General features: G+C 52.0%; 13 protein-coding genes and 1 pseudogene. 3 read left to right on the top strand and 11 right to left on the bottom strand.

Translation table 11 applies throughout. The annotated features are described in order from the left end of the window. Positions 1–174 precede the first annotated feature (174 nt). From BACCOPRO_RS09925 to BACCOPRO_RS09905, 4 genes and pseudogenes are all read right to left on the bottom strand, one after another. Positions 175–2,715, bottom strand: a complete 2,541-nt coding sequence (locus BACCOPRO_RS09925; protein WP_008143253.1) for a GH116 family glycosyl-hydrolase — start codon at positions 2,713–2,715, stop codon at positions 175–177. Positions 2,716–3,151: 436 nt separating this feature from the next. After that, a complete protein-coding gene (locus BACCOPRO_RS09915; RefSeq protein WP_008143249.1) occupies positions 3,152–3,967 on the bottom strand; it encodes a DUF3108 domain-containing protein in 816 nt (271 codons plus the stop codon). Between the two features lie 5 nt (positions 3,968–3,972). Continuing rightward, positions 3,973–5,903: pseudogene (locus tag BACCOPRO_RS09910) on the bottom strand (Ig-like domain-containing protein). Then, positions 5,900–7,405, bottom strand: a complete 1,506-nt coding sequence (locus BACCOPRO_RS09905; protein WP_008143243.1) for a GH3 auxin-responsive promoter family protein — start codon at positions 7,403–7,405, stop codon at positions 5,900–5,902. The pseudogene BACCOPRO_RS09910 and the gene BACCOPRO_RS09905 overlap by 4 nt, the downstream one beginning before the upstream one ends. Before the next feature lie 142 nt (positions 7,406–7,547). On the opposite strand from BACCOPRO_RS09905, the gene BACCOPRO_RS09900 reads away from it, so the two are divergent. Beyond that, positions 7,548–8,558 carry an ATP-dependent 6-phosphofructokinase gene (locus BACCOPRO_RS09900; RefSeq protein WP_008143240.1) on the top strand — a complete coding sequence of 337 codons (1,011 nt, stop codon included), beginning with the start codon at positions 7,548–7,550 and terminating at the stop codon, positions 8,556–8,558. 101 nt (positions 8,559–8,659) lie between these two features. Here the strand turns inward: BACCOPRO_RS09900 and rnc are convergent, their stop codons facing one another. Genes rnc through BACCOPRO_RS09885 form a run of 3 tightly spaced genes read right to left on the bottom strand, consistent with a single transcriptional unit; the run spans position 8,660 to position 11,108 of the window. Continuing rightward, positions 8,660–9,586 (bottom strand): ribonuclease III, encoded by a 927-nt coding sequence (gene rnc, locus BACCOPRO_RS09895; protein WP_008143238.1) that lies wholly within the window; start codon positions 9,584–9,586, stop codon positions 8,660–8,662. Between the two features lie 3 nt (positions 9,587–9,589). After that, positions 9,590–10,855 carry a beta-ketoacyl-ACP synthase II gene (gene fabF / locus BACCOPRO_RS09890; protein WP_008143225.1) on the bottom strand — a complete coding sequence of 422 codons (1,266 nt, stop codon included), beginning with the start codon at positions 10,853–10,855 and terminating at the stop codon, positions 9,590–9,592. 16 nt (positions 10,856–10,871) lie between these two features. After that, entirely contained in the window at positions 10,872–11,108 is a 237-nt protein-coding gene (locus BACCOPRO_RS09885) for an acyl carrier protein (protein WP_007567505.1), read from the bottom strand. 528 nt (positions 11,109–11,636) lie between these two features. Here BACCOPRO_RS09885 and BACCOPRO_RS09880 point away from each other — a divergent pair. Both BACCOPRO_RS09880 and BACCOPRO_RS09875 read left to right on the top strand, forming a co-directional pair. After that, positions 11,637–13,907, top strand: coding sequence for a GH92 family glycosyl hydrolase (locus tag BACCOPRO_RS09880; protein ID WP_008143221.1), 2,271 nt, complete (start codon positions 11,637–11,639; stop codon positions 13,905–13,907). A gap of 11 nt (positions 13,908–13,918) precedes the next feature. Then, a complete protein-coding gene (locus tag BACCOPRO_RS09875; protein WP_373920404.1) occupies positions 13,919–16,186 on the top strand; it encodes a GH92 family glycosyl hydrolase in 2,268 nt (755 codons plus the stop codon). Between the two features lie 115 nt (positions 16,187–16,301). On the opposite strand, the gene BACCOPRO_RS09870 is transcribed toward BACCOPRO_RS09875, so the two are convergent. From BACCOPRO_RS09870 to BACCOPRO_RS18330, 4 genes are all read right to left on the bottom strand, one after another. Then, positions 16,302–17,975: an SGNH/GDSL hydrolase family protein gene (locus tag BACCOPRO_RS09870; RefSeq protein ID WP_008143219.1), complete on the bottom strand. Its 1,674-nt coding sequence runs from the start codon at positions 17,973–17,975 to the stop codon at positions 16,302–16,304. A 13-nt stretch (positions 17,976–17,988) separates the two neighbouring features. Beyond that, positions 17,989–20,094 carry a GDSL-type esterase/lipase family protein gene (locus BACCOPRO_RS09865; protein WP_008143218.1) on the bottom strand — a complete coding sequence of 702 codons (2,106 nt, stop codon included), beginning with the start codon at positions 20,092–20,094 and terminating at the stop codon, positions 17,989–17,991. A 32-nt stretch (positions 20,095–20,126) separates the two neighbouring features. Further along, positions 20,127–22,442 (bottom strand): glycoside hydrolase family 3 N-terminal domain-containing protein, encoded by a 2,316-nt coding sequence (locus tag BACCOPRO_RS09860; protein WP_155819152.1) that lies wholly within the window; start codon positions 22,440–22,442, stop codon positions 20,127–20,129. Between the two features lie 930 nt (positions 22,443–23,372). Then, a partial coding sequence (locus BACCOPRO_RS18330; RefSeq protein WP_218958671.1) for a hypothetical protein occupies positions 23,373–23,557 on the bottom strand: 185 nt, incomplete at its 5' end.

The raw sequence follows: 23,557 nt of genomic DNA, 5'->3' as shown, positions 1-23,557 counted from the left end.
TTGTAAGGAAGTCTGGCAAATAAGCTAAAAGATTTAACCGGCCCATCATGAATCTGTTTGCAGTTTTCGTGATGGGCCGGTGTTGAACGGGCGGTATGGTTCCATTGTATCTATCTTTGGCAGGAGAATCTGCTGCGATGGTACCAGGTCTGCCGTCTGATTAGACAGATACCGCTATTTTTTCAGACTGACAGTCTGGCTTTCTTTTTCTGAAAGGGCGAAGTTTTTCAGTCTGACCGTTCTCTCTCCAACTGTTAAAGCGGACAGTTTCAGGGAGCCCTTGACTACACGGACCGTGATGTCCTTGTGGCTTATGGTGCATGTTCCCCATGAACTTCCGTTGCTCCAGAAATAAGTACCGGGGCGGGAGGTGAATCGCATGCTTTGGTCGACAGCGGAGTAATTGTAACCGCTCATGGCAAGTATGGCAGACCAGCTGGCCATTGACCGGGCATAGTGGTGTCCGCATTCTGTCTCGTTGAACGGGTTTCTCTTTGCTCCGTCGTGTCTGTCCCGGATTGCCCGGATGCACTTCAGGGCATCTTCCTCCATGCCTTCATAAATCATGCCTGTGGCTGCACAGTATTCAAAGCCGGTCATGACTTCTGCAAAATAGGGGAAAGGAACTTCCAGTCTTCCTTTGGGCCAGGATGCCATGAGAAGTCCGGCTTCATCACCAAGAACGTATGACCGCATATTGTTGAAATGCCGGCTGAAGTCTTCCTTGAAATTGTATCGCATGATGCTTTTCAGTGTTGTCCGGATATGCTCTTTCTTTGCCAGATATCCCAGTCCGCAGATATGTGCCATGTATTGACCTACCAGCTGGTCTACCAGACATCCTTTCCCGAGCTGGAAGTCCGGAATCTTTGTATCCGGATCATTCATGTCGAGAAATTCAAAGGTTTCCGGATCTGTGATCTTGTGCTCATAGTATTCCCCGTTGAACAGATTGTTGTCTAACCATTCCGAACCATTTTCAAAAAGAGCTCTGCATTTCTTTTCGAATGCCCGGTCTTTCATGGCATGTGCCATTTTTTCGGCTGCTTTTAATGCTCCGAGATACCAGAATCCCATCTGTGGGTTAGGACCGAAATAGTTTACGTCCATAGTATTGTGTTGTGATCCTTCCATTACGCCATCCTGGTTATCGTCCCAGCCATGTTCGGTCCATGCATAGCTCAATACCTTCTTGACTTGTGCCCAGTTTTCTTTCAGGAATCGGGAATCGCCGGATAGCTGCCAGTCCCGATAGAATTTCATGATGCAGCCCATTTGACCGTCGGCTGCTGCACTGTTGCCTTTGGCTGCCTCTGAAAGGGGCAGGGCAGCTCTGAAGTTCATCAGTCCGTTGTCCTTTGTCGCGTAGTTGAATTCTACATCCCGCATGGTTCTGGCCAGGTCGCCGAACAGAAAAGCCGTAGCCGTTTCATAGTTCCATACGTGGGTGCACGAGCCCATACATGAGCCGAATCTGTCCATCACACCTTCCCATCCCATCAGGTGACCGCTTGGAATGCGGAATACCGTTTGTGAGCGCAGGGTTGCGAGGTTGAATAATCCGGCTTCTTTGACTACATCCGGATAAGAACATTCCAGCAGGCTGTTGACGAATTCCAAGGTCCGTTTCTCCAGTTCCGGCATTTGAGGGATGATTTTCCGTGCTGTTTCCCAGGAATCAGGATATTGCTGACTGTAGTAATTGCCGATTACAGAAGATGACCATGCTTTCCGGTTGGGGAAGTTCCAGGTGAGGAAGAAAGTGAATGAACGGGTTTCCCCGGGAGCCAGTTTCTTTTTTACTGCAAGGGAAGCCATCGGGTCGGCATCATATTGTTTACTCATTTCCGTCAGTTCACCGTCTGCACTGAAGTCGTCCCAGAAGCCCAGAATACCGTTGCTCCAGTCGTCAGCTTTCGAGGAAGTCCGATAGGTGACACCTTCGGGGGCATTGGTGACCAGGGTCATGTTTCCGTAGGCAGGATCTGTCTTTTCCACTCCTTCCGAACAGAAATAAATTCCCTGTAATCCTTGAGCTGACTTATAGATGTTCCTGTTGTCTTTGCAGCCGACAGGTATATAGTCTCCTTTCCAGTCGGTCACAAACTTGCTGCCGTCCTTGCCGATGAAGTTTCTGATAGAACCGCAGATAGATACATCGACCGGGGTTTGGGATGTGTTTGTTACCTCATAGCAGAGAACGGCTATGGGAATTCCGCTGGCTTCGGCATCACCCGGAACAAGCGGGTTGAATCCTTTGACGGTCACTTCAACCGGGATTCCCTTATCCGACAGATGTACTTGTCCGAATGGGTAGGCTGCATCGAATGAACTGTTCTTGAACCGGGGCAGTCCGTGGTGGTTTACGGGTCTTCCCTCGTAGTGCAGATATTCCTGGTCATACAGTGCTCCTGCCAGCAGGGTTGTCTGTGCTTCTCCTTTTTCGGGTTTCGTATAAATGGCAAAGAAAGGGGCGTTGTTACCGGTGGTGACGGTACTGTATTTCTTGCCGGGCACGTTCATGATTTCCCAGTCGCGGAGCTCTCCCCGTCCGCCTAATGATACGGTTCCTGTACCTATTCCCCCAAGAGGCAAAGCTATCTGATACAAATGTTGCTGGTCATAGTGCCTTAAAACCGGCCAGTCTCCGGCTTTCCACTCCTGAGCGCAAAGCAGTGTCGGCAGCAAGGTGATGATTGTCAGAATATTTTTCATAGAAATATTATGTAAGTTTAATAATTAAAAGCACTTAAAATTACAGAGAAATCTTGTATGACGAAGTATTTTTACGAAGAATTTGAATCAGACTTTGCAGGAAATACCGGGACTTTCAGGTATGGATGGAGTGGAATAATACTTTCGTTTGGGGAATTTCTTGCAGATGATCCGTCGGTGTTTTCTGCACGAAACAGCAGTTCCACCAGGATGAAATAAAAGTTCCACAGACTGAAAACAAAAGTTCCACCAGCAGAAAATAAAAGTTCCACTAGCACGAAACAAAAGTTTCACCAGCATGAAACAGCAGTTTCACCGGCACGAAACAACAGTTTCACCGGCACGAAACAAAAATTTTCCCTGAAGAAAACCGGTGTTCTCTCCAGGGAAATGATATGATATGAAGTGAAGTTTATCCTCCTGCGAAAGGAAGATGTCACTTCGTCTTGACGATGGAAGTCAGCGGATATCTGTTTCCTTTGATATCGCTGAGGAAAGCCTTGGCGGAGCCGAAGTTGAGGTACATATCCAGACGGACCGGCAGATGGTTCAGGTCGTCGGTGATATAGAAAGTAATGACTTCCTTTTCTTTATTTTCTTTGGTGTATTCCACCAATGAAAAAACCAGACAGCGGTATGTCACTCCGTTTTCTGCTTCGTAGTTTTCTTTGCGGCGATAGATCAGGGTCTGTTTTTCTATGGCTCGTCCCGTAGCCATGGAAAACAGGATTTTCTGCCCCGGACGATAGTCGGTGGGATCATACGAACGTGCCTGAAGCAGGATGCTCAGCATGTCATAGACGCAGACCGGCATTTCATCGTGATGCTTGTCGGGAGTACCCCGGTTCACACTGCGCTGCTGGTCGACGATACATTTTCCGTTGCGGTAGGAAAAATTGACCTCATCTACTGTGTAGCGTTTGCCTTCTTCGGCTCCTTTGCGGAAGTAAAGCGGTTCCAGCTTTTCTGTAGTGATACAGGTCAGGGTGTCGCGCATCTTGAAAAACTTGTCGATACTGGGTTTGGTGAACGACAGAAGGTCTGTCTGCAGGCAGGGCTGGCCTTTATAGGTCGTGGTGTTCACCGTCATTTTGGCCCAGCCGACATTTACCCAGATAAACTTCCAGTTGAACTTCAGCCGGTAGGATAAAGTTTCTCCCGGTTTGATGGCCGTGTTCTCGGCACCGCATTGAGCTTGTGCTGCCATGCCTCCCATCAGGAGGCAGAGGCAAAGGATGATTTTCTTTATCATGTTTGTCAAGTCCTTCCTAGTTTCTTTGCACGTTCTTTATTCCGGTCTTTTATTTTCTTGCTTTCTTCCGGTTTCTGTTTCTTGATTTCGTCGGGCTTCTGCTTGTCCAGCGGGAGGGCATGAATGTTCCATGTCTCTTCAAACTCGAAGTTGGCTTTCATTTCCCACACTTTGGGGAAATAGAACACTTCTTCCGGCTGGATCTTGTTTGCATAGTTACCTGTATCCCATACTCCGTTGTTGTTGTCATCGTTGAACAGGCGGATATAGTATTTGGTTCCTGGCTGCAGGAAGTAGAAGTCGCATGTCTTCTTGTTGCTGACGGGTTGCTGGCGTACGACGGCATCGGTTGAGTTGAGCAGTTGCACGATGGCATGGGGCCCGGCTCCAACAATGTTCAGATAGAGCGTTCCGTAGCTTCAAGTGTCTTGACCTTCAGCGTATTTTCCACTTTGTTTGTGTAAAGTCCATAAATACCCTTGAATCCGAGCGAGTCAATGTTCAGCCGGTATTCCTGTCCGGGTTGCCAGTCGGCCAGGATCTGGTATTTCCGGGGGACAACACTGTCGGCGAGGAAGATGAAAGGTCTTTCTTCCCAGATGGTATCTACTTTCTGGCTGATGTGGATAGCCGTGGTATCAATGCTTTCCAGCGGTTCATCGAAAGTCAGCGTAATGTTACGGTTCAGATCCAGACTGGACGGTGCGTCTACACTGATCTTTAGGAATTTGGTTTCAACAGCCAGTGTATCTCCTTTTTTAGCCCGTTTTTTACGCTCTTTTTCTTTCTCCTTACGGGCTTCTTCAGCCATGGCCAGGCGGCGTTGTCTGTTGATTTTGTTCACCATGCGCAGGGTATCTGTCCTGGGCACCAGTTTTCCCAGCGTGTCCGTAGCGAGATAGCCCAGTTGCAGGGTCAAAGTATCGCGCTCACAAAGCGTTGTATCCTTGATCCAGTAGCGGATGGTATCGTTCCGTTCCGTGTTCTCGATGATGAAAGCATCCTTTTCGTCGAAATCCAGTCCCTTGACCGTGGGAAGGGTATCGGCTTTGGTGTTGAAGTAAAGCGAGAAACGGTAAGTCTGCTCACGTTCGCTTTTCACCAGATATTGCAGGTTGTTTTCTTCCTTGAAAGCGCGCAGCAGGAGGTTGTCGGGCAGGAAGCGGGTATAGTTCACCTGATAGATGGTATCGTAGTGAAGCGTATCGTTTTCATGCCATATCGTATCCTGTCTTACGGCTCCGGTGGTCGAAGGAATCACCAGTGAATCCTGATAGGCAATGGTTTCCGTCTTCGAGTCGAAGATATAGTTCTGGTTTCCGTCCATCAGTGCATAGATGCGGTAACTTCCGGGAGCGATACCCCGGATGACGAAGTGTCCCCGGCTGTCTGTACGCGAGATACGGTCGAACGGCAGGGTTGTGAATGCTGAATCGTTCAGGTTCTGGTGTAATCCCACCTGAATGCCTTTGATCGGTTCCAGGTCCTGGGCATTGAGGATTGTTCCCGAAACTTCCATGGTGTCAATTGTCGGTCCGGTGGAAAAGGTATAGGCAAAATTTCCCAGCGGATTTCCTTCGTTGTTGTCCACGATTGCATCACCGAAGTCGATGGTGTAAGTGGTGTTGGGTCTCAGCGAATCCATGTATTCCACGCTCACCCGATGTCCGTTTACCTTGAGTTCGGGGCTTTCCTGTTGCGGGGGTGAAAAGATTACCTTTTCAGAAGCTTTCTCCAGTTTGATGTATTCATCGAATTCGATGGAGATTTTCTTGCGCTTGTTGTTGATGGCTCCCGGTTCCGGATTGGCGCGTACGAACTTAGGCGGAGTCTCGTCATAAGGGCCTCCGTCGGGTTGTCCCTGGCTGGCACAGGCATACAGTCCGGCAAGCACCAGCAGGAAGGTGAGATATTGGGTCAGTCTGCGTCGGTTCATGAGTTCAGTTTCAGCATTTCTTCTATGTAGTCACGATTATTGCTCAGGCGTGGCACTTTGTGCTGTCCGCCCAGTTTTCCTTTCTGTTTCAGCCAGTCATGGAACAGATTCGGACGTGCAGGGATGATTTCCAGTTCCTGCAGAGTAATATCCTTGTGGCGTTTGGCTTCATAGTCGGAATTGATTTCCTGCAGAGCCTTGTCCAGTGCATGACGGAAATGCTCCAGTGAATCGGGCTGGACACTGAATTCAATCAGCCACTGGTGACGGCATTTGGCATTGTCGTCCATGAAAACCGGTGCGGCAGAATATTCCAGCACTTGTGCTCCGGTTTCGGCACAGGCACGTGCCAGTCCTTTTTCGGCATTATCCACCATCAGCTCTTCTCCAAAGGCATTGATGAAGTGTTTGGTACGTCCGGAGATAATGAATTTATAGGGATCTTTCTGAGTAAACTTCACTGTATCACCGAGAATGTACCGCCACAGTCCGCAGGAAGTACTGATGACGATGGCATAATTGCGTCCCACTTCGATACCGGTCAGGGGTACGATGGTCGGATTCGGGCTGTCAAATTCGTCCAGAGAAATGAATTCGTAGAATACATCGTAGTCCAGCATCAGCAGCATGGCAGGGTCGGAGAGATCGTTCTGCAGTCCGAAGAAGCCTTCACTGGCATTGTATGTTTCCATATAGTGCATGCGGGGACTGGCGATCAGCCGTTTGTATTGTTCCCGGTAGGGAGTGAAACATACGCCTCCGTGGAAGAATACTTCCAGATTGGGCCATACTTCGTCGAGGGTCTTTGCACCCGTCTTTTCCAGAATTCGTTTTATGACTGCCATCATCCAGGAGGGTACTCCGGAGAGGTTGGTCACATTTTCGTGGATGGTCGTGCTGGCAATGCGTTCCACCTTCTCTTCAAATTCTGACAGAAGCGCGATTTCCTTGCTCGGTACGCGGATGAAGTTCACCAGCGGATTGATGTTCTGGATCAGGATGGCAGAAAGGTCGCCCACCAGACTGTCCTTGACATTGTAGTTGGGGCTGTGGCTTCCTCCCAGAATCAGTCCTTTGCCCGAGAAGAAGCGGCTTTCGGGATTTTCGCGCAGATAGAGAGCTACGGCATCGGTTCCTCCCTTGTAGTGGATGCCGTGCAGACCGTCCTTGCTGACAGGGATGAATTTACTCTTGTCGTTGGTCGTTCCCGATGATTTGGCATACCAGCGTACTTTTCCCGGCCATAACACATCGGCTTCGCCGTGACGCATACGGTCTACATAACCTTTGATTTCTTCATAGGTTTGTACCGGTACGCGCTGGAAGTCTGTATAGTTTCTGATTCGTGCGTAATCATATTTCTTTCCCCATTCCGTGGGAGCTGCTGTTTGTATCAGTTTCTGGAAAACCCGTTCCTGGATGGCTTCTGCCTGAGTGGCGTATAAGTCAGTGGCTTTCTGCCTGGATGTGAACAGTTTTCCTATCACTTTCGTTGAATTCATTGTTTCTTCTGTTTCAGATTCAAATTATTGCAAAGGTAGATTTTTTCCGCGTATTATCGGGTTGTACAATTATTTTTTTTTGAGATTTCACAATTCACTGCTTTTTTCTTACCTTTACGTCTCAAAGTAAATACAAACGAATATGAGAATTGGAATCTTGACTTCGGGAGGTGATTGTCCGGGCATTAATGCGACTATTCGCGGGGTATGCAAGACGGCAATCAACCATTATGGCATGGAAGTATTCGGTATTCACAGCGGCTTTCGCGGGCTGGTGGATAATGATGTGGTTCCATTGACGGAAGCATCGCTGACCGGGTTGCTGAATATGGGCGGAACCATTTTGGGAACGTCGCGTGAAAAACCTTTCAAGCGACGGGGAACAGCGGTCTCGGAAGACAAGCCTGCCATGATGCTTCAGACGATCCGCGAAAGAGGGCTGGACTGTATTGTCTGTATCGGTGGAAACGGTACGCAGAAAACTGCAGCCAGGCTGGCGGAGACAGGTGTGAATGTCATCAGTATTCCCAAAACGATCGATAATGATGTGTGGGGCACTGATTTCTCGTTCGGCTTCGATTCAGCGGTAAGCATTGCGACCGATGCCATTGACCGGTTGCACTCCACGGCAACGTCTCACCAGCGGGTGATGGTGATCGAAGTGATGGGACATAAGGCCGGATGGATTGCGCTCTATTCAGGCATGGCCGGAGGAGGAGATATTATCCTGCTCCCGGAGATTCCTTTTGATATCCATCGCATCGGAGATGCCATTATCAACCGTCTGAAGAAAGGAAAGCCATACTCAATTGTGGTAGTGGCAGAAGGAATTCCTACTGTGGATGGCAAGAAAGCAGCCCAGTATATAGCTGAAGAAATTGAATATGAAACCGGATTCGAAACCCGTGAAACGGTACTCGGATACATTCAGCGCGGCGGAAGTCCGACGGCATTTGACCGTAACCTTGCTACGCGCATGGGCGGATATGCTACTCAGCTGATTGCAGAAGGCCGCTTCGGACACATGGTAGCCCTGCAGGGAAACAGTATGGGTGCTGTCCCCCTGACGGAAGTAGCGGGTAAACTGAAACTTGTGACCGAGGACAATGACCTTGTGGTACAGGGTCGCCGTATGGGGATCTGTTTCGGATGAAAAAAAGGTTTTTATAATACTACAGACTAAGAAAGGACAGGTGATGACTGATGTTGTTTTTCAATCATCACTTGTCCTTTACGGAGAAGACAGACACGGGGTCAGTCTTTGAAAGCAGCCTCTTCGGCTTCGGAAATAATCCGTTCGGTGTCTTCGAACTTTTCAAGGATAACTTCCTCTTCTGTTGCTATCGCTGTCAGCGGTGTGTTGGAGGCAGATGCTTCAGGTACTTCAGTTGTAGTTGTTTCCTGTGCCTGCTCGCGCTGTGCTTTAGCGGCAAAGATCTGATCGATGAATTTGGGATCAGTTTTGATTTGCTTCAAGGTCTCCTGAGCAGCCAGTTGCTGCGATTCTTTTTTGGAGTAACCTTTTCCTTCCCCGGCAGGGATGTTTTCAACCATGACTTGTGTTTCGAATATTGGATTCGAGTCACTGTCTATGGACTGGCCTGTCAGTCGGAATTCTACTTCAAATTTGTTCTTCTGGCTCCATTCGATCAGTTTTGACTTGAAGTTGACCTCTTTGCGTGAGATCTTGTCAATATTCAGGTATTGGGCGATGATACGTTCCTCCATGAATTTCTTGCAGGCATCATATCCTCTGTCCAGATAAATGGCGCCCACCAGTGCCTCAAATGCGTTTCCGGACATATAGCTGTTGTGTGACGACTGACGGGTTGTAAACTTGATCAGTTTATCCAGCCCGATCTGAACAGCTACCTGATTCAACGTTTCACGCTGTACGATCTTGGAACGGGTATTGGTGAGAAATCCCTCACGCTTTCCTTCGAATTTCTTATAGACAATATCTGCTACTACTGCATCCAGAATGGCATCGCCCAGAAATTCCAGACGTTCATTGTTGAGTAATCGTCCTTTTTCCTTAACCGATGAAGACTTGTGCAGCAGAGCCTGCTGGTAGATTTCGATGTTTCTCGGATAGAATCCCAGCATTCTGTAAAAACAAAGATAAGGCTCCTTGTCCTTGCGGAAAAAGAGTCTTATCTTATCTGTTATATTGCTAAACACAGTTTATTCAGTGTATTTTTTGACGATTACACATGCATTGTGTCCACCGAAACCAAAGGTGTTGCTCAATGCAGCACGAACCGTACGGTGCTGTGCCTTATTGAAAGTGAAGTTAAGGTTATAATCGATCTGTTCATCGTTATCTCCTTCTTCGTGGTTGATGGTCGGAGGAACAATGTCGTTCTTCACAGATAATACGCTGGCGATAGCTTCTACAGCTCCGGCAGCACCCAGCAAGTGACCGGTCATTGACTTGGTAGAACTGATGTTCAGCTTATAGGCATGTTCTCCGAAGAGAGCCTGGATAGCTTTCACTTCTGAGATATCACCTACCGGGGTAGATGTACCGTGAACATTGATATAGTCGATATCTTCCGGCTGCAAACCTGCATCTTCCAGTGCATTGGTCATCACCAGTTTCGCACCCAGACCTTCAGGATGAGAAGCTGTGATATGATAAGCATCGGCAGAAGCACCAGTTCCGGCCAGTTCGGCATAAATCTTTGCGCCACGGGCTTTAGCGTGTTCCAGTTCTTCCAGAATCAGACATCCGGCTCCTTCACCCATTACGAAACCGTCACGGCTTGCGCTGAACGGACGTGAAGCACGAGTGGGATCGTCGTTGCGGGTAGAGAGGGCATTCATCGCGTTGAATCCTCCTACTCCGGCAGGGAAGATAGCAGCTTCAGCACCACCGGTAACGATCATGTTGGCTTTTCCCAGACGGATATAATTGAATGCATCAGCAATCGCGTTGGAAGAAGAAGCACAAGCGGAGGTGGTGGTAAAGTTAGGACCATGGAATCCGTAAATCATAGAGATTTGTCCGGATGCAATGTCGGCAATCATCTTCGGAATGAAGAACGGATTGAAACGCGGACCGATTGTGTCTTTGGTCTGTGCGTAATTCATTACTTCTTCTTCGAAAGTGTGGATACCGCCGATACCTACTCCGAAGATCACACCGATTTTGTTCAAGTCTTCTTTTTCCACATCAATGCCAGCGTCTGCTACAGCTTCTTTGGCAGCAGTAATAGCATATTGTGTATAAAGATCCATTTTGCGAACTTCTTTCCGGTCGATGAAATCGGTCGGGTTGAAGTTTTTCACTTCGCAGGCAAACTGAGTCTTGAACTTGGATGCGTCAAAATGAGTAATAAGTCCTGCTCCGCTTACTCCGTTGATCAGGTTGTTCCAGAAATCTGAAACATTGTTACCAACAGGGGTCAGCGCACCAAGACCTGTTACTACTACTCTTTTTAATTCCATAAAGAGGTAGAATTAATTATTTTGCGTTAGCCTCGATGTAAGAGATGGCGTCGCCTACAGTCTGGATCTTTTCTGCCTGATCATCAGGAATAGAGATACCGAATTCTTTTTCGAATTCCATAATCAGTTCAACTGTATCCAAAGAGTCAGCACCCAGGTCGTTAGTGAAGCTAGCTGCCGGAGTTACTTCTGATTCTTCTACGCCCAACTTATCAACAATAATTTTCTGTACTTTTGATGCGATTTCAGACATAATTCTAAATTTTAAAGTTTATAAATAGAGTAAAAATGTTTATATTCCGCTGCAAAGGAATAAATATTTCTTCTTCTAAACAAATATTCGGGCAAATAAATGCATGTTCTTTGCACATTTTATCTCTTTCTGTGCACGAAAAAGGTGAAAATGGAAGGAAATTGTCTTTTAAACTCGTTGGGAAAGGAGTGTTTTTTGATATGATTCTTCTTGGCTGGGCAACAGATTTTTGTAATTTTGCGCATATGACACTATTCTCTCTTTCATCAGGGGAAATGAACAGATCATGAATGAGGTTACCCGGAGTCTGGGACAGGAAATCCTTCCACGGAAATGATGATACGGAGGTCGTTTCTTGAAGACCGGTTGCTCAGAGACTGCTTCTTTGAAGATCTGTTTTGTGGCATTCGAATTTCGGGAGATTAGTGTCTTGAGAAAGAAATTAAAGAGTTTTTTAATCCACCAATCAACAAGACAATGAAATCACACCCATGGAGAAAGATTTTCAGGTTGGGAAGCCGGCTAACGATGGCCGTTCTGCTCATCTCGGCCACATCGTGTTCGGAAAGAGAAACAGCCGGCACGGACTATACGCAATTTGTTAATCCGCTGATCGGGACAGGAGGACACGGGCATACCTTTCCGGGGCCTGTTGTGCCTCACGGTATGGTCCAGCCCGGACCGGATACTCGTCTGGACGGATGGGATTCCTGTTCGGGGTACTATTACAACGATTCTACAATCAATGGTTTTTCGCATAATCGTCTGAGCGGAACCGGATGCTGTGACTATGGTGATGTGCTGCTGATGCCCACAGTGGGAGAACAGTGTATCGGAACAGAGGAACCGACTGGGCAGCAGATGCCTTATTGTTCGTCGTTTTCACATGATGATGAAGTGGCTGTGCCGGGATATTATTCCGTTTACCTCTCCCGTTATGGTGTCCGTGCGGAGCTGACGGCTACTTGCCGTGCAGCTATCCACCGCTACACCTATCCCGCCACATCCGGTGCAGGGATGATCCTCGATCTGGACTACAGCCTGCAGCGGCAGACCAACCGCGACATGCTGATCGAGCAGGTGAACGACTCCACCCTGCGCGGACGCAAGCGCACGGCCTACTGGGCGCCCGACCAGCCTGTGTGCTTCTATATGGTCTTTTCGCGTCCCTTCACCTTCCGGCTGGTGAACGACACCCTGCCCCCTTCATGCGGAGCCTCCCCCCGGCCCCGCATGAAAGCCCTGCTGCGCTTTGCCCCGCTGGCCGAGGGCGAACAGGTGATGGTGAAGACGGGCCTGTCGGCCGTGGACATGGAGGGAGCCCGTGCCAACGTGGAGCAGGAGATTCCCGGATGGGACTTCGACGGGGTGCGCAGGGCGGCTGCCGCAGCGTGGAACCGCGAGCTTTCGCGCATTGAGGTCCGCACGGCCGATCCCGTCCGGCGCAGGGTGTTCTACACGGGACTGTATCATGCCCTGATTGCTCCCACTGTCTTTTCGGACGTGGACGGCCGCTATCTGGGGATGGATCACAACATCCGCCGGACGAAGGAGGGAGAGACGTACTACACCATCTTCTCCCTGTGGGATACCTTCCGCGCCCTGCATCCCCTGCTGACCATCCTCCGGCCGGAGCTCAACGCGGAGATGATCCGCTCGCTCATCGCCAAGAGTGAGGAAGGGGGCATCTATCCCAAGTGGGACATGGCGTCAAACTATACGGGGACGATGATCGGCTATCATGCCGTTTCGCTCGTGGCCGATGCCTGGGCGAAGGGCTGCCGCAGCTTCGACGTGCGGAAGGCTTACCGGGCGGCTCTCCGCGCTGCCGAGTATGACACGACGGGCATCCGCTGTCCGGACTGGATGATTCCTTACGTCATGCCGCGGGCACGCTACTGGAAGAATGCCGTGGGCTATGTGCCCTGCGACCGGGACAAGGAGGCCGTGGCCAAGGCGCTGGAGTATGCCTACGATGACTGGTGCATCGCCCTGCTGGCCCGCGAACTGGGCGACACGGCCAATGCCCGCAGGTATGAGGCCTTTGCGCAGGGCTACCGCACTTATTACGATCCGTCCACGGGCTTCATGCGGGGGCTGGACTCCGGCGGCAAGTGGCGTGAGCCTTTCAATCCGTATGCGTCGGATCACCGGAACGATGACTATTGCGAGGGGAATGCCTGGCAGTGGAGCTGGTTTGTTCCCCACGATCCGGAGGGGCTGATGGAGCTGATGGGCGGGCGCGAACGCTTTGCCCGGAGGCTGGATTCGCTCTTCACGGCCGATCCGCGGCTGGAGGGGGATCAGGTGTCGGCCGATATCTCGGGGCTGATCGGGCAGTATGCCCACGGCAACGAGCCGAGCCACCACATCACGCATCTGTATAACTATGCCGGGGTGCCCTGGCGTACGCAGGAGCTGGTGGACCAGGTGCTCCGCACGCTCTATTCGGACGCTCCCGACGGGCTGTCGGGCAATGAGGACTGCGGACAGATGTCGGCCTGGTATGTGATGAATGCCATGGGCTTCTATCAGGTGTGTCCCGGCTGGCCGGTGTATTCCATCGGGCGTCCGCTCTTCGATGAGGTGACTCTCCGCCTGGAAGGGGGAAAGACTTTCGTCATCCGTGCGAAGAACAATTCGGAGAAAAACAAGTATATCCGCTCGGCGACGCTGAACGGCAGGCCGCTGGAAGGGCCGTTCTTCACGCATGAGGAACTGATGGCCGGCGGGGTGCTGGAGTTCGTGATGTCCGACCGTCCGGAGAAGTGGAACGGAAAGGAGACGGAGGGGGTATGAACAGGCTGGTCATGACTTTCGCGGCGCTGCTTGGGCTGCTGGGGCTCCGGGCGGCGGAAAGGGATTTCACACAGTACGTGAATCCGCTGATGGGGACGCAGTCGTCCTTTGAACTGTCGGCCGGAAACACTTATCCGGTGACCGCCATGCCCTGGGGGATGAATTTCTGGACTCCCCAGACGGGGAAGATGGGAGACGGATGGCAGTACACGTATACGGCGAACCGGATCCGGGGATTCAAGCAGACGCACCAGCCCAGTCCCTGGATCAATGACTTCGGCCAGTTCTCGCTGATGCCGGTGACGGGCAGTCCGGAGTTCGATGAGGACAGGCGGGCCAGCTGGTTCTCGCACAAGGGCGAGACGTTGCGTCCTTACTATTATAAGGTATACCTGGCCGAACATGATGTCGTGGCGGAAATGGCTCCCACGGAGCGGGCGGCCTTGTTCCGCTTCACCTTCCCGGAGACGGAGCAGGCGTATGTCGTGGTGGATGCTTTCGACAGGGGATCGTCGGTCCGGATCATTCCCGGAGAGAACAAGGTGGTGGGGTATTCCACCCGTAACAGCGGGGGAGTGCCAGCCGGCTTCCGCAATTATTTTGTCATGGTCTTTGACAGGCCTTTTGAGTACCGGGCGACTTTTGCTGATTCCGTGCTGACGGAAAATGTGCTGGAGCAGACGGCCGGACATGCGGGGGCCGTGGTGGGCTTCCGTACGGCAAAGGGGGAGCAGGTGCATGTGCGGGTGGCATCGTCCTTCATCAGTTCGGAACAGGCGGAACTGAATCTGAAGGAGCTGGGCGATGTCGGGCTGGAGGAGCTGGCGCAGCAGGGCCGGGAACGCTGGAACGAGGTGCTGGGACGTGTGGAAGTGGAAGGGGGAACGCTGGATCAGTACCGCACGTTCTACACCTGTCTGTATCGTTCGCTGCTTTTCCCTCACAAGTTCCATGAAGTGGATGCCCGCGGAAAGACCGTGCATTACAGTCCCACGACAGGGCAGGTGCTGCCGGGATATTATTACACCGGAACCGGGCTGTGGGATACCTTCCGCTGTCTCTTTCCGCTGCTGAACCTGATGTATCCTTCCGTCAGCCGGGAGATGCAGGAGGGATTTCTGAATGCTTACCGCGAGAGCGGCTTCTTCCCGGAGTGGTCCAGTCCCGGCCATCGTGACTGCATGGTGGGCAACAACAGTGCTTCCGTCCTGGCCGATGCATACCTGAAAGGGATTTGCGTGGACGATACGGAAACACTGTGGAACGGACTGATGGCGGGTGCCGGCGGGACGCATCCCACGGTCAGCTCGTCCGGACGGCTGGGCTATGAATACTACAACCGGCTGGGGTATATCCCGTATGATGTGAAGATCAATGAGAATGCGGCCCGTACGCTGGAGTATGCCTACGATGACTGGTGCATTTACCGGCTGGGCAGGAAGCTGGGCCGTCCGGAGAAAGAACTGGAGGTCTTTGCACGCCGTGCGATGAACTACAGGAATCTCTTTGATCCCGAAACCCGGCTGATGCGCGGCAGGAATCAGAACGGTACGTTCATGAAGCCCTTTTCTCCGCTGAAGTGGGGAGATGCCTTTACCGAGGGCAACAGCTGGCATTACACCTGGTCTGTGTTCCATGATCCGCAGGGACTGATCAGTCTGATGGGTGGAAAAGACAGTTTCGTGCAGATGCTTGACTCGGTGTTTCATGTTCCGCCCCTGTTTGATGACAGTTACTATGGGCAGGTGATCCATGAAATCCGGGAGATGACCGTGATGAACATGGGGAATTATGCTCATGGCAACCAGCCCATCCAGCACATGATCTACCTGTATGATTATGCCGGCCAGCCCTGGAAGGCGCAATATTGGCTGCGTCAGGTGATGGATCGTCTTTACACACCTGCTCCCGACGGCTATTGCGGGGATGAAGACAACGGACAGACTTCTGCCTGGTATGTATTCTCGGCGCTGGGCTTCTATCCGGTATGTCCGGGAACAGATCAGTATGTTCTGGGGGCACCGCTGTTCAGGAAGGCTCTCCTTCATTTTGAAAACGGGAATGTGATGGAAATTGCCGCTCCCGGCAATAGTCCCGCAAATTATTACCTCAACAGGATGCTTGTCAATGGGAAAGAGTATACCGCAAACTATCTGGAACATGCTGTCCTGCAGCAGGGAGGCCGTATTGAATGTGAGATGAGTGCGACGCCCAATCTGTCTCGCGGCATTCTGGAGAATGATCTGCCTTATTCCTTCTCGCGCCATCCGGAAGAGTAACAGGCCTTGTTAGTGCTTGAGTGAGTTATAATAGATACAGGCTGGCAGCAGGGAACAGACAAACAAAATATCTGTTTATGTTTGTTGTTTTTCCGGCTGTCGGCCTGTATCTTTTTTATTCAAGAAACGGTTTCAGATGTCCGGCGATGATTCTGTATCCCTCGTGGTTGGGGTGAAGGCCGTCGGAGAACAGTTCCTCTCTGATCTTTCCGTCCTTTCCGGTAAGTGCTTCCGACAGATCGATCACCTGTACCCGGGGAAGATCCGCGAGTGCCCGTTCCAGCCGGTCGTTCAGCGAACGGAGTCTGTCTTCCCGGTCCCGGCGCGGCAGAATCCTGACGACATAAAGCTGCACCTGAGGCTGCTTTCCGGTAATCAGACTGACTGTTTCCCGGATACCCCTGACGATTTCCTCGTCCGTATTGATGTCCAGGTTGTTCGTTCCCAGCATCATGAAGATTTTCTGTGCGTGGTAGCCGTCCAGTTCGCCATGCAGGATGCGCCACTGGATGTTTTCGATGCGATCCCATCCGTAGCCCAGATTGACAGTTCTCCTGCCTTTGAAGAGTTCCTGCCAGATGTCATCGGCCACTCTCCGCTTCTCGAAAGGCAGTCCGCCCCAGAAGTGCGTGATGGAATTGCCGAGCATGACGATCTCTGGTTTCACCTTCGCATTATATTCCAGGATCTCCTCGTGCCGGTCCGTCCACCGGTACGTGTATGAATCGCGGTGCTGGCGGCAGGGAGTGAACGACAGCGATCCGAGTTCCGGAAACAGAAGTTCTGCAATCTTCTGATAACAGATATCGGCACACTGCTCCATGCTTCGGTCTGTTGCAGAGATTCTGTTTGTTGATGCTTCCGGTTTCCGGACTGTCAGGCAGAAGAGGTTTTCCGTTTCCTTCCTCATTGCTTCGCAGACCGCCTGCACTTCCCGGCCGGCCTGCCGGAGATCCTTTGCTCCGGTCCGGGAATTCCGGCACCCCATGCAGTCGTGCGTTACCAGCAGAATCGGAGCCTTGCTTCGGGTGCGGATCGTCCGGATCCCCTTCTCCAGCCATTTACGGAACTCTTCTGTTTCCTTTCCGTTCCTTCCCGGTTTGCAGTCGATGACAAACACAGCCGCATCCGTCTCCGTCATCTGTGCGAAGCAATTCTCACCGGCCTCTCCGTTTCCGGAGTCATCCATGCAAATCACCGGCATGTCAAGCCGGCGCTGCAGGATATTTGTCCATGCCATTCCCGGCCGCGAAGCACAGGCGCCCAGCGTTGCGGACGGACTGCAGATGACAACCGGCCTTTCGGCAGAGGGGCGCAGAAAACTGAAGCGGCTTCCTTCGGGTACGCCGATCTGCATCCACCGGACATTGTTGCCGGGTGGAAGAAACAGCGTGAACTCATTCCCCTCCTGATGCGTATTGTGATACGTCAGCTCCCGGGAAATCCAGCGCAGTGTGTCGCCGGACTGGCAGACCCCTTCGCACCGTTGCTGCTGTCCGTTGCAGTCGGTCGTATACAGATCCATTCCACCGGCTCCGGCAGCTGCCCTGCAGGGACGGACCCCTCCTGTGCCTGCCATCTGATACCGGATCTCTACCGAAGGCGCGTTTGTAATGAAACGGATGTATCTTTCCGTTACCGTCTGTGATCCGTCCGTTGCCGGCTGCATTCTTTGGGCAGACTGCGGCCTTTCTGCTTCCGGATCATGCCATACCGTCTGTGCGCACAGGTCTGCGGCTGTTCCGCCCAGCAGAACAGCCAGCATCCATACTTTTACGATCTTCTTCATATTCCTGCAGACGTTACCGGATCAGTTCCTTCAGATGTTCAGCCACACATTCATATCCTTTTTCCGTGAGATGGATATAGTCGCCGATATACAGTCCCTCGCGGATTGTTCCCCGGTCATCGAGGAACCACTGCGAAGGATTCACGTACGTCACCTTCTTGCCGAACTTCCGGGCGGCAAGCACCTCGTGAATCCGGTCACACTGCCGGCGTACCCCGCTGTCCTTCTCCTTTCCGGAAGGGAACAGTCCCAGCAGAATGATCTTTGAGTCGGGAAACTGCCGGCACGCCTCTTCGGTGACCGCTACGATTCCCTCAGCCGTTTCATCCGCCGAGTCACCTCCCACAACGAGGTTGTTGATGCCGATGGCCACCACTACATATTCCGGCCGGCAGCAGTTGTAGTTCCCGTTCCGGATGCGCCACAGCAGATTCTGCGTGCGGTCGCCCGAAATACCGGCCGATTCCCAGCAACCTTCGCCCAGCACCCGGTCCATCGCCGCCTTTCCCGGTTTCCAGGTGACCAGTTTGCGCTGTCCGCCCCATCCCTGTGTGATGGAATTTCCCAGCAGGAGCAGTTTCAGCTGCCGTCCCTGCAGCGATTCCTCGATGTCGCGTTCCACGGTATGCCATTCGCTGCCCTCTTTCCATCCGGCCGCCGAGCGGAACTCGTTGCCCGGTACTGCCTGCGTACACGGATTCCCGTAGCGTCCCGTAGCCTGAAGAATAAACTTCACGATCGGTTCCGGATTGTTGAGCGAGTGCGGATGATGGCCGATTCCCGGCTTGTGGATCACTTTGACGGGCGCTCCCAGCCGTTTCATTTCCGCTTCGAAGACAGCCGTATTCTCGGCCACGGGTACCACGGTGTCCGCATCGCCTACCACGTGCAGGACCGGGATGCCCGCGCGTGCTATCCGTCCGGCATGATCCAGCGGATTACCCTTCCATTCCGCCGCTTCCTGTTCGCTGCCGAAGCCGTACACCTCCATCATCCGGCGCGTATCTTCTGCCGAGCCTTCGGAACTGCCCTTTCCCATCGGCCAGCTGGTGATGTCCATCACCGGTGCATCCGCATAGATGCACGCCACCTTGTCCGGGTTCTTCGCCGCCCAGTTGTAGACGATCAGTCCCCCGCGGCTCATGCCCTCGAGCACCGCCTTGCGATGGAATCCGTGTTTCCTCAGATAACGGTAGAACCTGTCCCAGCGCTCCGTCGCCTTGTCCGATCCGTAGAGGTCGGCCACGTCGCAGTAGACGATGTGGAATCCCTTTTCCAGCAGGTCGATGTCCGTCTGCGGCTCATGCCCCCAGAAACGTGCGCGCCACACCCAGGGCCTTCCTTCCGCTTCCCGTGCCGGGCAGACCACCTTGCAGTCCGTCCCTTCCGAGCGGAAGTCATATCCCCGGAATCCGTGGAAACAGAAAGCCGTAGCCCCTTCCGGCACGAACGAAGGCTTCCGTCCCTTTTTCCCGGCGAGCAGGTAATCGCCCACCTTGCGTGCGATCATCCCCGCACCGATGGCCGAAGGATGCAGGCGGTCGGGCATGAGCGTAGCGTCCCATCGGTCGCCGAACAGGTTGAACAGGTTGATGATGCCCAGTCCGCGCTCGCAGGCCAGCTTTTCCACGGCCGGTCTCACTTCGTCGGCGATCTTCTGCGGGCTGATGGTTCCCTCCTCGGTCAGGAAGCAGCGCACGGGCGTGAGCACGATCACCTGCGGATGCGAAGGCAGGTTGCGGTAAGTGTCCGCCAGCCGTCCCAGTTCGGCGGCAAACGGCTCTGCCCCGCGCCAGTTCTGCGGCTTGGTGTCGTTGGTGCCCAGTTTCAGGAGTACGATGTCGGGTGCAAACTCCTTCGACCGTTCAAATTCGGGCATGTCCGTGTAAGGATAATCCCCCCACGAGGCCGCCGTGGCCCCGTTATGTCCGAAGTTCTCCACCCGGTATCCCTCGCCCAGCAGCTGCTGCAGCTGCGCCGGATACGAATTGTTCTCTCTGCCTGCAATGCCCGCACCATAAGTGATGCTGTTGCCCACGCAGGCCACTTTCAGGGTCTTCTCCGCCCGGATTACGGCCGGAAAGACCAGCAGGAAACAAAAAATCAGAATCTGCCTCATGTGATATTCAGTTTAAAGATAAAAAAATGCGATCATTCAGTCTGCAGGACGCGTACGGTTGTTTTCAGCCGGATATCCTCCACCGAGCGTCCCACCGAGAGGACGAACTCGCCCGGCTCCGTCACATACTTCATGTCCTCGTTCCACAGCCCCAGTCTTTCAGCCGGAATCCGGAACTCGATGACGCGCTCTTCGCCCGGTCTGAGCTCCACCTTGGTAAACTCCTTCAGCAGATTCACCGGTGTGACGACACTCGACACACAGTCGCGTACGAAGACCATCGGCACCTCCTTGCCCGTCATGCGGCCCGTGTTCTTCAACCGGAAGGAAAGCCGGATGCTTCCCGTGGCCGGACACACCGAGTCCGCCTTCAGGTCGCTGTATTCAAACGAGGTGTAGCTCAGTCCGTGTCCGAAGCAGAAAGCGGGCCTGTCGTCCTCGCGCGAGCTTCCCAGCCCGTAGCCTGTCCAGTATCTGGACGCCGCCTGATAATAATACATCGGGATTTGTCCTGCATGTCTGGGCACGGTGACCGGCATCTTTCCCGAGGGATTCACCTTGCCGAAGAGGATCTCCGCCACAGCCTGTCCGCCGTACATACCCGGTTCCCACGCGTCGACGATGGCTGGCACGTGGGCGGTGATCCATTCGTTGTTGAGCGGTTTCCCGTTGACGATGACAGCCACTACCGGTCTGCCCGCTTCCACGAGCGCCCGCACCAGTTCCGTCTGCCGTCCGTAGAAGTCCACCGAAGGACGGTCCGCCGATTCCCCGTACGTTCTCAGTCCCCAGTCGGAGCGGATGCCGTAGCCGCCGATCACGACGACCGTCAGGTCACACGTCGCTGCCATGCGTACGGCCTCGCGTATGCTGAAGTCGGAGATTCCCCCGCCTTTTTCCAGGATTTTCCGCTGCAAGGCCGGATCGGTGGTATTGGTCCGTTCCAGTACCGGTTCCGGCTTGATCTTTCCGCTGTTGCAGAACGCGATCTCCGTGCCTCCCGCCGTCCTGCGCATTCCCTCGAGCACGGTCACCACACAGCTGTCCGGCTGGGTGAACGACCAGTCGCCCAGGATGGCCTGGTTGTCCGCATTGGGGCCGGTCACGAGGATCCGCTGGTATTTCGTGGTGTCCAGCGGCAGGAGATTCCCCTCGTTCTTGAGCAGGACCACACATTCGCGGGCCGCCTCGAGCGCCGTCCTGCGGCTATCGGGCGTGGCATACCTGTCTGCTGCCGGATCCGTATAGCGGTTTTCAAACAGCCCCAGGCTGAACTTCACTTTCAGGATGCGCCTCACGGCATCGTCTATGCGGCTCACAGGGATCTTTCCCTCCCTGACCAGCTGCCTTACGGGAACGGCAAACTGAAGGCTGTCGGGCGAATACATGTGCATGTCCATTCCGGCATTGATGCTTTTCTCCAGCGCCTGCGACTGGTTCTCGGCGGTGAAGTGCAGACTTGTGAGGTTGTCCATGTCCATCATGTCGCTGATGAAGAATCCCCCGAAGCCGAATTCCCCCTTCACCACGTCGGTGAGCAGCCAGCGCGAGGCATGGCAGGGGATACCCCCGATGTCATTGTGTCTGGGCATGATGGTCATGCAGCCCGCTTCGACGGCAGCCTTGAAGGGAGGAAGGATGTATGAGCGCAGAAAGCGTTCGGAAATCTCTGCAGAAGCGTGGTTCACCCCTCCGGCAGATACTCCTCCTGCTGCCAGATGCTTCACCGATGCCGCCACTCTTTTCGCGGGATCGGGGTTGTCCTGCAGGCCTTTCACAGCTGTGCGCACCATTTCGGAGGCCAGGAAAGGATCTTCGCCGTAGGTCTCTCCGGTGCGTCCCCAGCGTGCATCGCAGACAATGTCCACACAGGGGGCGAAGGTCCAGTGGGTTCCGGCCGACCGTATTTCGGCGGCAGCCTTCCGGGCAGCCTGTTCCGTAAGGCTGCGGTTGAAAGTGGCTGCCATGCTGACCGATGTGGGATAAATGGTTCTTCCCTGCAGGGTAGCGTATCCGTGTGCGGCGTCCATGCCGATCAGATAGGGGATCTTCAGGCGGGTTTTCTCCGAGAACGACTGAAGGAGATTGGCTGCTTCGGGCTCCTGCCCCGCAATCCATGCGCCGAAATCGTAATATCCGGCTTTCATGATGCTGTCCTGATCCCATTCGGAAACCATATCCATCTGGCCGATTTTTTCTTCCAGTGTCATTTGTTCCAGCAATGCTTCCACGCGTTCTTCCACGGGACGGCTGGGATCCATATATACGGTTGTGTCTACTTCTTTAAGGTTCTGGCATCCGGTTAAAAATAGAATGCCGATGAAGATGGCCGGTGTCTTTGTTTTCATATTCATAGTTTATTGTTGTAAAAGGTGTGAATACAGCATAAACTAACAATATAAATTGTTATGTTGTTACTGTTTTGACGTGGCAAAGTTAATGTTTTTTTTAGAAGCAGTTTCTTTTCAATATAAATCTTGTGATTAATCTTGTATCCTGGATCTTCTTGTGAATTGTTATGATGTTTTTATTCTGACATTTTGTTAATACTATTCAGATTTTGTCTTTTTGATATTTTGAGTAAATGAGAGTCTCATGTTTTGTACTCTTGTACATGCTGATTGTAAAAATGCGATTCTCAGAAGGATTCAGGAGAACGGAAAGATATATAGAGGCTCATTATGCTTTATTACAGTTCATGTTTTCCTTCTTTTGCTTTTCTGCTGTTGGTTATAGGCCGTATTTGTTATCCTTCTGACTTCTTGGAAAAGTCTCTGTTACTATTTCTTCCAGTTCCTTGAAATGCATTGGAAAGCCATTTTCAGAAAACGAATAGTCATTTGTACTTATCTGTTTCGGCGTTTTTACCATTTTGATTCGGTGAAAAGATTTTTTCTTTCCGCATTTTTTGTTTTTATTCGTCTCAGAAGTGCATATTACCGGAATAAAAGTACAGATATTGTGTATATGTATACACGAAAGCTGTATGTTTTCTTCCAGACTGGCAGATATAAACAGAATGCCTGTTATGGTATCGGGAAAATATTGTTCAGAATGAAAGTAGAAAACGGTAAATGGTAATAAAATGTATTAGGCCCTGCGTCCGTCGCTTTTTCTAGAATGTTATAAAAAAATCGCTATGGTTTTGAGAGCCATAGCGATTTTTGGAGAAGATATAGACGTTATGTCAGAAATGCTTTTGGTTATTTTTTAGGAACGATTATTAAGTAATGGTGCCATCATTTAATTTACTGTATAATAATAGATCCTATAGCATATTATAATTTTATATAAATCTTTTTTACATAAAGGGGATAACCTGCTAGCAAGCACAGCAATACAACGGTAAGTCCCCAACTTAAAGAAACAAATTGTTGGCTCATGAATCCCTGGTAAAATGAAATGATATCATCTGCTATTCCATATTTTCTGAAAAATTCAGCAATTAATGCAGATAGCAAAT

This window comes from Phocaeicola coprophilus DSM 18228 = JCM 13818, assembly GCF_000157915.1.
GTDB lineage: Bacteria > Bacteroidota > Bacteroidia > Bacteroidales > Bacteroidaceae > Phocaeicola > Phocaeicola coprophilus.
This window is presented reverse-complemented; position numbering and strand designations above follow the sequence as displayed.